Genomic DNA, 12,207 nt, shown 5'->3' with positions numbered 1-12,207 from the left:
TTTACCTATTGCATATATCAACACACATTTAAAACAGAGCCTTAAATAAAAAACTTAAAAACTAAGTTTACACAAGTAACACATGATGATATACTAATGTATATACATTAAAGGGGGGATTTGTGATGAATAATAAAATTAAACAAATGGTTTATGCAGCATTATTAACTGCATTAGCGATAATAATACCTATACAATTTGGATTCTTAAAGATAGTAATGCCACCATTTACTGCTACATTAGCTTCTCATGTACCAATGATGCTAGCAATGCTTATATCGCCAGCGGTATCTATAGTAGTAGGGATTGGTTCAACACTAGGTTTTTTAATGTCAGGTATGCCAATGGTAGTAGTATTTAGAGCAGCAACACATATACTTGTAGGATATGTTGGAGCTAAAATTATTATGAAAAGTAAAAATTATAAAAAAGCTACAATGATTACAGCACCTGTTCACGGTATAGCAGAAATGATAGTTGTAATCCCATTTATAGGACTTGATCCTTTTCAATTATTAATAGTTACAGCAGTAGGAACTATTATACATCACTTTATAGATGGAGCAATTGCGTATTCATTAGCAAAAGCTATGTCAAAAGCAAGAAAGACAGACATATATCATGTTTTTGGGGAGTTTTTTGAGTATAAAGATATAAAAGCAAAAATTTAAAACATAATAAGCAATAAAGAGGTATTCTAAAAAGTTTTAGAATACCTCTTTATTCTAGATTTAACGTTTTCACTTTACTTATACATATATATAAACTCTGTTAAAACAAGCCAATGTTTTTATAATTTACTAAATATACTATATTATTATGATTAATATTTGGATATAATTGATATGTTAAGTTATTTTTATAAGAGGTAAAGTATGAAAAATGAATTATTATATGAAGAAGAAGTATTAGAAGAAAAAAGAAGTTTAATTTTAGAAGAATTAAATGAAAAAAGAATTAATAGAGAAAAAGTAAATGCAAAGATTAGATATTTATCTAAAGAGTCCAAGGGAAGTTATAATGAAGAAAAGGAAACCACTGAAAAGATATATGGTGTATTACAAAAAGATATAGATGGATATGAAGAAGCACTTGAAACACCGTATTTTGGTAGAGTTGATTTTGCAGAAAAATTTGGATTTGAAGAAAATATATATATTGGAAAGAAAGGAATTACTAATAATATAAGAGGTGAAGAAGTTGTAGTAGATTGGAGAGCACCTATAGCTGATTTATATTATAGTGGAACTGGTGGAGAAGCATACTACAAAGCTCCAGCAGGATTAATTGAAGGAAAACTGTTACTTAAAAGAAAGTTTTTATTTGATGAGGGAAAAATTAAAGATATATTTGATGATTCATTAAATGAATTAATGATAAATGGAGAAGAAGGAACAGAACTAGTAGATGAATTTTTAAAAATTAATCTTGAAGAGAGTAGAGGGAAAAAGTTAAAAGAAGTTGTTTCTACTATACAAAAGGAACAAAATGAAATCATAAGATGGCCTAAGAATTTTCCAATAATAGTTCAGGGCTCAGCAGGATCTGGAAAAACCACAATAGCTCTTCATAGATTAGCATATCTTATTTACAGATATAAAGACAGTATGAACGGAGACGATATATTAGTATTAGCACCAAATAAATTATTTTTAGACTATATATCCGAAACATTGCCTAATTTAGGTGCAGAAGAAGTGCAACAAAACACATTTGAAGAACTTGTAAAATCTAAATTTAAGCTTAAAGGAAAAATTTATAGTAAGGATGATAAGCTTAGAGCCATAATGGAAGAAGATGATGATAATAAAAGAAATTTTATAATAAGATCTGCATGTTTTAAAGGCTCTATTGAATTTAAAAATATGATAGATAAATATATTGCATTAGTAGATAGTAGTACAAGAGAGATAGAAGATATAACTATAGATGGATATATTATTTTTGAAAAAAAAGAAATAGTTAAATTATATTTAAAAGATTTAAAATCTTATGCTATAAATAAAAGAAAAGACGAAATTAAGAGATATTTATCTTTGAAAATAAAAGAAAAAATAGAGGTTTTATTGTATTCAATTGATTTTAGATGGGAAAGTAAAATAAAAAATATAAAAAATACTTGTGAAGATTTGGTTGAAAGAAGAAGGCTATTAGTAGAAGAATATGATAAGAGAGATGAAATTAAAAATCATATATTAAAAAATTATAAGAAACAATTTAATGAGTATTTTAAAAATTGGAAAGGTATAGGCGTTAGTGATATATATTATAAATTTTTTACTGACGATCTTTTTGATTTTATAGGACCAGAAGATATTTCTAATGAATTATTAGATTTTATGAAAGCGGATTTTTTAATTAATCATGAAAATAAGATTATTGATGAAGATGATTTAGCACCTCTTTTGTATATAAGAAATTTATTAGAAGGAATTGATGAAAAAGAAAAGTTTAAACATATAGTTGTAGATGAAGCACAAGATTATAGTCCATTTCAAATACATTTAATAAATTCATTTTCTAAAGGTAATTCATTGACTCTAGTTGGTGACTTAGCTCAAGGAATTTATTATTATAAAGGGTTGAAATGTTGGGAAGACATAACTAAAGACTTGTTTAAAGATAAAGCAACTTATGTTCAATTAACTCAAAGCTATAGATCCACAGTAGAAATAATTGATTTTGCAAAGCATACTTTGAAGGCTCAAAAGTTAGGTCTTAAAGATGCAAAAGCTGTATTAAGACATGGAGAAGAGCCAAAAATTATTAAATTTGATGAAAGTGAAAAAAATATTTACAAAATTATAGATAAAATAATTGAAAAAATCAGAGAATTAGGTAAAATTAGTATAGCTATAATAACTAAAGACTCTAAGCAAGCACAAAAAGTAGAAAAGATTTTAAAGAATAACAGTGCATATAAATTTCAACGTATAAAAGGAAAAGAAACTTGCTTTTTAGAGGATAATGTTATAATACCATCTTACTTAACTAAAGGATTAGAATTTGACTGTACAATTATATATAATCCAAGTAAGGAAAATTATCAAAATAATATATTAGATCAAAGACTATTATATGTTATGTTAACTAGAGCGTTACATTATGAATATATTTTAAAGCTTGATTCATTAACTCATTTAATTGAGGAAAATAATTAAAAAAGTATATTCATTAAAAATAAAAGTGCATATAATAATAGCAACTATGGAAGCTTGTTATATGTTATAAACTTATATATTTTATAAAAAAATTAAGAGGTGAACAAAATGGAAGAAAAAGAGATAATGTCTTTTAAAGATGAAACTGGAAATAAGGTTGATTTTGAAGCAATAGCTAGAATTTATTTAGATAAAATAGAATATCTATTACTATCACCAGTTGATGATTCATCAGAAGATGCTAATATTTTTGCATTTAGAGTAGATACAGATAAGGATGGTAAGGAAGAGCTAAATATTGTTGAAGATGATAAAGAATTTGAAGCAATAAAAAAAGAATATAAAAAATTATTATATTAGGAGAGGATAGTAAATGAAAAGTTCTGAGATAATAGATTATTTAGAAAAAAACGGATTATCTGAAATTGAAGAAATAGGTCAAACTGATGAATATGCACTAATTAAATTCTTTTATGATTTTGATAAAGAAGAAATAGATGCAGCTGAAAATTATTCTAATGAAGAATGTGATTTTGATGACGAGAGTGATGAGTGGTACAATGATTTTTATATGCCTTACTTAAAAGATATTGCTATGGATAATATAGAAAGCATAATAGAAGATTCTATGGAAGATTTAGATGTTGAAGGAAAGTATAGGCAAGTAGAAAATGAGACTAGAAATTTGGGATACGTAAAGTTTATAGCAGCATTCGCTAAATGTGATAGTGAAGTAGATTTAGACGAAGTTTTAAATGATTATAATGATTAAAAAAATAAATAATAGTATAATAATTCTATTGAATTAAAACGAAGTTATGATATAATAAAAGTGTAGTTTTCCTAAGATGTTCGCATAGCTTATTATATTCAACCTACATGACATTTTCGGGATTTGTGACATACTTATGTCTGTCAGGCTTCTCTAAATTAATTTACAGAAGAAGACAAAATTAAGTTGAACTTAACCCACCTGCGAGGCGCAGGTATGAATATGTAAGTAAACGGCATGTTGGGAGCTATTGTTTATGAATTAAAACACCTCATTATGAGGTGTTTTTTTATTCTTTAGTAAATTATAAAAATCTTAAATCTGTGGATAATTTCTAGAATACTATGTTTTAAAGGTGTAGTGAGTACCCCTAAAGAATAAAAAATGATCATATGTAAAAAATGTAAAATTCAATTATAGATAATTTAAAGTATAGATTAATTTATAAATAAAGAGTGAATTTAATAATAATAAGTCATTGATTACTAGATTGGAATTAATATTCTAAATACTAAATATCAATGACTTATTAATTTAATATAAAAGTTAATTATTAAAGAGAGTAATAATAATTTTTATAGTTAAATTAAGCAATTGCTAATCTAACCATATCTAATTTATATTTTTGGTGTTTATGTTGTAGAGAGAGTATTTTTTGATATTTTGCAATATGCTTGTCTAAATTTTTAGATAAAACAATCATTAAAGTGTTTCTTGGATTAAACCAAACTAATAAGAAATTAAGCAATTTTTTTCTAATGATAATTTTTCTTTTTAATTTTAGCAAATCTTTAATTTTCAATTATATCACCTCTTATATTATTTATTATTAAACTAATAACACATGTATACTTTCTTAAGCAGTAAATTGAATTTTAGGTCAATTAAGTAATTTATGTAAATTAATTATAAACAAAATGTAGCCTTTTGTAAAAAGATTTCGCTATACAATTACCGACATTAATTACCAAGAAAATGAGGTTTAAATACACAATATTACAAAAATAGAAATAAAGTACAAAAAAAGAAATAAATTCAAGAAAAAAATTATCTTAAAAATTTACAGAAAAAACTAAAAAATGTATATTTTCAAAGCAATTTATAATGATCAGTATAATAAATATGTTTAAAATTACACAATAAAATAAAAAATAATGTCGTAAGTTTTTTTGTTGATTATATTTTTAAAAATAGGTAAAATTAGTGATATAGAAAGAGAAAGGATGTATTTTAAAGTGAAGATTGAAAATATGAAAATAGAAGAAGTAATAGAACAAATTAATTTATTATATAAGAAAAGTAAAGAGGCAAGTTTAACAGAAGAAGAGAAGGAGTTACAACAAAAATTAAGAAAAAGATACATAGATAATGTAAAGAAAAACTTTAGAGCTCAATTAGATGGTATAGAACTGAAAAATAAATAAAAGGAATGATGGAGAGTGGCGGTTTCGGTTAAAAGATTGATAAATGATTTTGATTTAGAAGTATTAGTTGAAGGAAATGAAGATATAAAAATCGAAGTAAATGATGTAAATAGACCAGGCTTACAATTAGCAGGATTTTATAACTACTTTGCTCCAGAAAGAATACAAATTATAGGTAAAGCTGAATGGAGCTTCTTACAAGATATGCAAATTGAAGTAAGAAAGAAAAGAGTTAAAAAATATTTAAGCTTTAATATAACTTGTTTAATAATAAGTAGAGGTTTAGAGCCACATGAAGAATTTATTAAAGAAGCAAGAAAGAATAATATATGGGTATTAAGAAGTAAGTCTGTAACAACAAAACTTATAAGTAAAATAACACTATATCTAGCAGATAAATTAGCTCCAGAAACTAGATTACATGGGGTATTAGTTGATGTTTCAGGAATTGGAATATTAATAACTGGAGAAAGTGGTATAGGAAAAAGTGAAACAGCCTTAGAACTTATAAAAAGAGGTCATAGATTAATCACTGATGATGCTGTTGATATTAGAGAAAGTGATGGAACATTGATAGGAAGTTCACCTAAGATAACAATTGGTATGTTAGAAGTAAGAGGAATAGGAATTATTGATGTTACTCAACTTTATGGATTAAGTTCTGTATTAGAAGAAAAAGAAATAAAACTAATAATGCATTTTGAACACTGGAAAGATGACAATGATTATGATAGATTAGGAATAGACAATCAATATATGGACATATTAGGAATTCCTGTCAAAAAATTAACTGTACCAGTTAGACCAGGAAGAAATATTGCTGTAATAATAGAGGCAGCAGCAGTTAACTACAGATATTCATTGATGTCTAAAGTATCTCCTGTTGATATAATAGAAAATAGAATGAGTTCAGTAAGTGATGAAGCTTAAAATTTAAACTAAGTTTATTTAAATATATGATAAGTTTTCTTTAAAGTAAAATTTATCAAAAGAGAGAAGAGAGGATTAAATATGAAATCAGAAAAAAACAACAAGAATGTATGGAATAAGTATGAGGAAAAGGGAGTAAAAGAAATCTTTGATTTTTGTGATGGTTACAAAAATTTCATGTCTATATGTAAGACTGAAAGAGAATGTGTAAAAGAAGTTATTAAGATGGCAGAAAGTAACGGTTATAAAAACATAGATGATATAATAAAAAATGGAGAAACTTTAAAAGCTGGAGATAAAGTATATGCTAATAATAAAGGAAAAACTATTGCTTTATTTATTATTGGTAAAGAATCTATGGAAAAGGGACTTAAAATTTTAGGCGCTCATATTGATTCACCTAGATTAGATGCAAAGCAAAATCCACTTTATGAAGATAATGAAATGGTATTATTAGATACTCATTATTATGGTGGAATTAAGAAATATCAATGGGTTACATTACCTTTAGCTCTACATGGAGTAGTAGTAAAAAAAGATGGTTCAATAATTGATATTTGTATTGGTGAAGACGAAAATGATCCAGTTGTTGGAGTATCAGATTTATTAGTACATTTATCTGGAGATCAATTACTTAAAAAAGGAAATAAAGTAGTTGAAGGAGAAGATTTAAATGTATTAGTTGGTAGTATGCCTTTAAAAGGTGAAGAAAAAGACAGTGTTAAAGCTAATATATTAAAAATATTAAAAGAAAAATATGATTTTGAAGAAGAAGACTTTTTATCGGCTGAAATTGAAATAGTTCCAGCAGGAAAAGCAAGAGATTATGGCTTAGATAGAAGTATGGTTATGGCTTATGGTCATGATGATAGAGTATGTTCATATACTTCATTAATGGCTATGTTTGATATTGATGAATGCGATAAGACTTGCTGTTGTCTTTTAGTTGATAAAGAAGAAGTAGGAAGCATAGGGGCAACAGGAATGCAATCTAAATTCTTTGAAAATATAGTTGCTGAAGTTCTTGATAAAGTTGAAGGATTCTCTGATATTAAATTAAGAAGATGTCTTAGCAATTCTAAGATGTTATCTTCTGATGTAAGTGCAGCTTTTGATCCAAATTATCCATCAGTAATGGAAAAGAAAAATTCAGCATTCTTTGGCAGAGGTATGGTATTTAACAAATATACTGGAGCTAGAGGAAAATCAGGATGTAATGATGCAAATGCAGAATATATGGCTGAACTTAGAAGAATAATGGAAAAACATGATGTTTCTATTCAAACAGCAGAACTTGGAAAAGTTGATGCTGGTGGTGGTGGAACTATCGCATACATTTTAGCTCAATACAATATGGAAGTTATAGATTGTGGAGTAGCACTTTTAAATATGCATGCACCATGGGAATTAGCAAGTAAAGCAGATATATATGAAACTATGAGAGGCTATAGAGCCTTTTTAATAGAAGCATAGAAATAAAAATAGTATAGTTCATATAAAGAGATAGTAATTTTTTGATAAATTTTTAATGGTTTAATTATATAAGGAACTATTCATAATGCTTAAAATGCAATATGAGTAGTTCCTTTTCTGTTTTATTAATTAAGTAATAATTATTTTATATTCAAAGCACTTAAAAAGTTTTCTAAGTAAATTGAAGGCATAGTCATGCTTCCAATATCACCATGTTTTTTATCATCTTTTAAATTACCATGAAAATCTGAACCACAAGAAATTAGTAAATTATTTTCTCGGGCTATATTTATGAATTTCTCTTCTTCGTCTTTTGTATTTTGAAAATAAAATGCTTCCAATCCATCTAAATTCATTTTTAAAAACTCATCAATTTTGGAATTGCTTATAAGTTTTGGATGAGCTAAAAACACTAATGCATTATATGATTTTAAAAGGCATATACCATCTTTAGTGGATAATTTTAGAGTAGGAACATAAGCTTTACAATCTTTGCCTATAAAGTTTTGGAAGATATATTCGTTATCGTATGGATAACCTGCATTTATTATTGCTCTAGCAATATGAGGTCTAGCTATAGTATCTTTTCCATTAGATAATACGTCATCAAAATTAATTATTATGTTAAATTCAGTTTTAAGTTTTTTAATAATTTCTTTAGCTCTTATAATTCTATGATTTTTAATTTTATTAAGTTCGTTTATTAGTTCAGAATTATTGTAATTATTATCTTTAAAAAATCCAAGTAAGTGAATGCTTTCATTATTATACTGAGTAGATAATTCTATTCCAGGAATAATTTTAACATCTAATTCGTTACCGCATTTTATTCCAGCATCCAATCCTGATAAAGTATCATGATCTGTAATTGCTAAGTAAGAAACAGAATTTTGTTTAGCTCGTTTTACCACTTCAACAGGAGATAATAATCCATCTGAACATGAAGTATGTACATGGAAATCTATTTTATACATATATATAAACTCCTTTCTGTTATATAATTTTAAATTAATTATTTTTATTTTTTAAAAAATTATAAAAACTACATTAACTAGTCTGTACTAAAATATAATTAGAATTAACAATATAATACCATTAATATAAGAATACTATACAATAATTATGAAGATTTTGAAATCATTTTTATAAAATAAGAGGATATTCCAAATTAAAGTTGTTATTTTGAAATATCCATTTATTTTATTTTTCAATAGGCTTAGACTCGGTATGAATGCAGAAATTAAATAAATTATATCCAATAGGTAGATTTTCCATTGATACTATATCTTCTGTATAATTACCATCCCAAGGTGATAAAGTTATAAGATTTGAATTAAAGACTTTTATTAAAAAAATATTATCCTTAAATATTACTTTAATTCTAAAAGGTTCTCTTTCATTAATTGCATCAGAAGTTTCTAAATAATTATCAGTAATTAAACTATTTAAAAAGTTTTCTACTATAAGTTTGTCATCATCAGTAACTTTAATTTCTTTATATAAATTTTTATCAAATACATAAAGTGAAAACTCTTCATTATTTAATACTTTTTTTGTAAGCTGCTCAGTATAATAATGATTATTAGGTTTTTTAGAAAAATTTATGTATTTAGCATTTGATAAACTACAGCCCATCATAATTGTGGTATTTAATAAAATTAGTAAGATAACAATAAATTTTTTCAATGAATAAACCTCCTAAAAATTACTTTTATTTAATAAATTTATTCAAATTAATCATGTTTAGAACTCCAGTTTTTATATTATGAAATTTAAATTAAGGACATATTTTAGTAGAGTGTTGATATATGTATAAGCAAAGCTGTATGGAGTAATTAAAAGTAATTTTAAATAAAATAAATTTATTATTGTGATATTTATAATTTTAATGAGTATGAATTATACAAAGAGATAATAATTTAAAGGAGGATATATGCATATTATTGCTACAGTAGGACCTAACATAATGGATAAGAAAGTATTAAAAGATATATTTTATAGCGGGGCAAATTCATTAAGATTTAATTTTTCACATGGTAGTAGTAACGAGTTTTTAGAATATATTGAAATGGCAAAGGCAATAAAAGAAGATGTAGTTATAATATTAGATTTATGTGGAAGCAAAATAAGAGTTTCTAATAAACTTTGTGGTGTATACAGAATATATGACGAGGAAAAAGTTTATTTTTGTGGCGAAGATAAATATAAAAAAGTAAATCAAAAACTAAAAAATAATGATAAAATAGTTCCTTTGAATATAAATAATAATATTTTAATGGAAAATAAGTATGATGAAATAAGTATTAAAGACAATACTATGATATTTAATATATTAGGAGAAGAAGAGGGTTTTTTAAAGGCAATTACTGTAAGAGGTGGAGTTGTAAGAGCTGGCAAAGGATGCAATATAAAGGGTTTTGATAGAAGTAAAATAAAGCTTAACTTAAAAGATAAAGAGGATATCAAATTTGGAATAGAACATAAAGTAGATATAATATGTCAATCCTTTGTTGAAAATGATGATTGCATAGATGAAATAATAGAATTTGTAAATTTAAATAAAAAAGAAAAGTATAATCCTAAAATATGGGCTAAAATTGAAACTTTAGAGGGAATAAAAAATATAGATAAGATAATAGCTAAAGTAGATGGAATTATGATAGGAAGGGGTGATTTAATAGCTGAAACTTCCATAGAAGATACACCTATATATGAAGAATTTATAATAAAGAGAGTAAAAGAATATACTAATAAGGAAATTATAATAGCGACACACATTTTAGATAATATGAAAAGTGGAAAAATGCCATGTGTAAGTGAAGTGGAAAGTATATATAATTTTATTAAAAATGGAGTTGATGGTTTTTTATTAGCAGGAGAAACTTCTATTGGTAGAGCACCTATAAAAACAGTTAAATTTTTAAAAGACCTAGTAGAAAAGTATCATGGATAAAAAAATATGTAATATATTAAAAGATGGATTAATGTCTATAACATGGATAATTATAATGATAGTTACTTTTCAATTATTGAAAATGGTTTATAAAATGTTTGTTTTAAAATAAATAATTTAGAGTGTAAGATAAACAATTTTGTTTGTTAATAGAATTGTTTATCTTTTTATGTGTGAATTTAATTATAATATAGTCTGCTATCAATTGTTTTTATAGTAAAGTATTAACGTTTATTTAAGAAACAATCTAAGTCTTGTATTACTAGACTATATTTATGAATTAATCCTAATTCGAGTGTATTTTTTAAAATATCTTCATTTTTATATAAAGTAAGTTTAGATAAATTATCTTTACAACAACAAGCACAACTTAAAATTAAAAATTCAATTTTAGGTTTAATAATTTTAATTAGCTCTGTGTAAGTAAGATTATTTTCATTATATAAAAAATTTATAGGATTAAATTTATTTTTATTCATGTCATCTTTTAAATCATCTAATGCATCTATAAGATAAATCCATTTACCAAGAGAGTATCCTAGTGTATATAGTGTATTTCTTAAATTATAAGAATCGTCTTTTAAAGTATAGGGATAGTCTTTAAAAATATGTCCTACTAATGTACTAAATGGATCACATATTTCATCTATAGAGTTAAAGTTCTTATTTTTTTCTAAGGAACTTAAAGTATTAATGTTTGTTTTAATTTTTGTATTAATGGAACTTATTGATTTTGGAAATTTATTTTTATATTGTAATAGAAAAAAAGCTTCTAATTTGCTTTTTAATGAACAGTCATCTTCAGAATCATCTAATAATTTGTAATAATTTAAAGATATATTCATAAATGAAGCATAAGATAAAGATTTATTATCAAACAAAATAGTTCTTTTATAAACAGGATGAAATAAGCATCTAAATTCATTTATATTTATACTATTATCATTTAATGAATCAAATAATATTGCTAGAAATGTCATATCATAATTTAATGTTATTCTAGGAATGTTCCCAAAATTTTTTTTGATTTCATGACAGAGTCCGCAATAATAAGATTTAAAAATGTTAAAGTCTTTTACTTTTAATTCGTTTTTTAATGGAGTAACATAACCAAACAAAAAAATGCTCCTTAATAAATTAATATAAGTTCATTATATCACTATTGTAATAAATTTCCATAAAAATAATTGTTATTAAATAAAATTAATCTGTGTTTTAGCACAGTGTTAATATATAAGTAAAGCAAAGCAAAGTAATTAAAGATAAATGGAATATAAAAAATTTCATTTATTTTATTTTTTTATAAAAAACTCTTTACAAGTAATAATTACTATTATATAATAATAACTGTAGAAGAGATACAACAAAAGAAAAATAAATAGATTAAATATAAAAAATTAAAGAGTGTGTATAAATTAAAGAAAACAGGGGGAATTAAATTATGAAAAAATTTGTTTGTACAGTATGTGGTTATGTATATGAAGGAGAAGCAGC

12 protein-coding genes and 1 other RNA gene are annotated in these 12,207 nt (G+C 24.7%); 9 read left to right on the top strand and 4 right to left on the bottom strand.

Translation table 11 applies throughout. The features are described 5' to 3' along the window. The first annotated feature begins 125 nt into the window (after nucleotides 1–125). The 5 genes from NG904_RS11520 (at nucleotide 126) to ssrS (ending at nucleotide 4,184) form a co-directional block, all read left to right on the top strand. Nucleotides 126–671 (top strand): ECF transporter S component, encoded by a 546-nt coding sequence (locus NG904_RS11520; protein WP_252213711.1) that lies wholly within the window; start codon nucleotides 126–128, stop codon nucleotides 669–671. Between the two features lie 204 nt (nucleotides 672–875). Continuing rightward, nucleotides 876–3,161: an RNA polymerase recycling motor HelD gene (gene helD / locus NG904_RS11515; RefSeq protein ID WP_252213709.1), complete on the top strand. Its 2,286-nt coding sequence runs from the start codon at nucleotides 876–878 to the stop codon at nucleotides 3,159–3,161. Between the two features lie 108 nt (nucleotides 3,162–3,269). Beyond that, nucleotides 3,270–3,521: a DUF1292 domain-containing protein gene (locus NG904_RS11510; RefSeq protein WP_252213707.1), complete on the top strand. Its 252-nt coding sequence runs from the start codon at nucleotides 3,270–3,272 to the stop codon at nucleotides 3,519–3,521. Between the two features lie 13 nt (nucleotides 3,522–3,534). After that, on the top strand, nucleotides 3,535–3,933 hold the full coding sequence (locus NG904_RS11505) for a hypothetical protein (protein WP_252231721.1): 399 nt from the start codon (nucleotides 3,535–3,537) through the stop codon (nucleotides 3,931–3,933). Nucleotides 3,934–3,998: 65 nt separating this feature from the next. Next, nucleotides 3,999–4,184: non-coding RNA, 6S RNA (ssrS, locus tag NG904_RS11500), on the top strand. A gap of 335 nt (nucleotides 4,185–4,519) precedes the next feature. Here ssrS and NG904_RS11495 read toward each other — a convergent pair. Continuing rightward, entirely contained in the window at nucleotides 4,520–4,735 is a 216-nt protein-coding gene (locus NG904_RS11495) for a hypothetical protein (protein ID WP_252213704.1), read from the bottom strand. Between the two features lie 433 nt (nucleotides 4,736–5,168). Here NG904_RS11495 and NG904_RS11490 point away from each other — a divergent pair, with 433 nt between their 5' ends. From NG904_RS11490 to NG904_RS11480, 3 genes are all read left to right on the top strand, one after another. Further along, on the top strand, nucleotides 5,169–5,357 hold the full coding sequence (locus tag NG904_RS11490; RefSeq protein ID WP_252213702.1) for a DUF896 domain-containing protein: 189 nt from the start codon (nucleotides 5,169–5,171) through the stop codon (nucleotides 5,355–5,357). Between the two features lie 15 nt (nucleotides 5,358–5,372). After that, the gene (hprK, locus tag NG904_RS11485; RefSeq protein WP_252213700.1) at nucleotides 5,373–6,287 is read left to right on the top strand and encodes an HPr(Ser) kinase/phosphatase; all 915 of its coding nucleotides are present in this window, start codon (nucleotides 5,373–5,375) and stop codon (nucleotides 6,285–6,287) included. Between the two features lie 81 nt (nucleotides 6,288–6,368). Continuing rightward, entirely contained in the window at nucleotides 6,369–7,760 is a 1,392-nt protein-coding gene (locus NG904_RS11480) for an aminopeptidase (protein ID WP_252213698.1), read from the top strand. A 140-nt stretch (nucleotides 7,761–7,900) separates the two neighbouring features. Here the strand turns inward: NG904_RS11480 and NG904_RS11475 are convergent, their stop codons facing one another. Continuing rightward, complete coding sequence (locus tag NG904_RS11475) at nucleotides 7,901–8,734, bottom strand: PHP domain-containing protein (protein ID WP_252231720.1); 834 nt, start codon at nucleotides 8,732–8,734, stop codon at nucleotides 7,901–7,903. A 226-nt stretch (nucleotides 8,735–8,960) separates the two neighbouring features. Continuing rightward, a complete protein-coding gene (locus NG904_RS11470) occupies nucleotides 8,961–9,446 on the bottom strand; it encodes a DUF4883 family protein (RefSeq protein ID WP_252231719.1) in 486 nt (161 codons plus the stop codon). Nucleotides 9,447–9,693: 247 nt separating this feature from the next. On the opposite strand from NG904_RS11470, the gene NG904_RS11465 reads away from it, so the two are divergent. Continuing rightward, on the top strand, nucleotides 9,694–10,713 hold the full coding sequence (locus tag NG904_RS11465; RefSeq protein WP_252231718.1) for a pyruvate kinase: 1,020 nt from the start codon (nucleotides 9,694–9,696) through the stop codon (nucleotides 10,711–10,713). Nucleotides 10,714–10,937: 224 nt separating this feature from the next. Here the strand turns inward: NG904_RS11465 and NG904_RS11460 are convergent, their stop codons facing one another. After that, the gene (locus NG904_RS11460; protein WP_252231717.1) at nucleotides 10,938–11,831 is read right to left on the bottom strand and encodes a DUF5685 family protein; all 894 of its coding nucleotides are present in this window, start codon (nucleotides 11,829–11,831) and stop codon (nucleotides 10,938–10,940) included. Nucleotides 11,832–12,207 lie beyond the last annotated feature (376 nt).

Origin of the sequence: Clostridium sp. ZBS15 (genome assembly GCF_023845705.1) — a bacterium.
In the GTDB taxonomy this organism is placed as follows: Bacteria; Bacillota; Clostridia; order Clostridiales; family Clostridiaceae; genus Clostridium; species Clostridium aquiflavi.
This window is presented reverse-complemented; position numbering and strand designations above follow the sequence as displayed.

Excerpts from the sequence above, each read along its gene's own strand:
- NG904_RS11520 (WP_252213711.1), top strand. The coding sequence starts at position 126 with ATGAATAATAAAATTAAACAAATGGTTTATGCAGCATTATTAACTGCA.
- helD (WP_252213709.1), top strand. The coding sequence starts at position 876 with ATGAAAAATGAATTATTATATGAAGAAGAAGTATTAGAAGAAAAAAGA.
- NG904_RS11510 (WP_252213707.1), top strand. The coding sequence starts at position 3,270 with ATGGAAGAAAAAGAGATAATGTCTTTTAAAGATGAAACTGGAAATAAG.
- NG904_RS11505 (WP_252231721.1), top strand. The coding sequence starts at position 3,535 with ATGAAAAGTTCTGAGATAATAGATTATTTAGAAAAAAACGGATTATCT.
- NG904_RS11480 (WP_252213698.1), top strand. The coding sequence starts at position 6,369 with ATGAAATCAGAAAAAAACAACAAGAATGTATGGAATAAGTATGAGGAA.
- NG904_RS11475 (WP_252231720.1), bottom strand. The coding sequence starts at position 8,734 with ATGTATAAAATAGATTTCCATGTACATACTTCATGTTCAGATGGATTA.
- NG904_RS11465 (WP_252231718.1), top strand. The coding sequence starts at position 9,694 with ATGCATATTATTGCTACAGTAGGACCTAACATAATGGATAAGAAAGTA.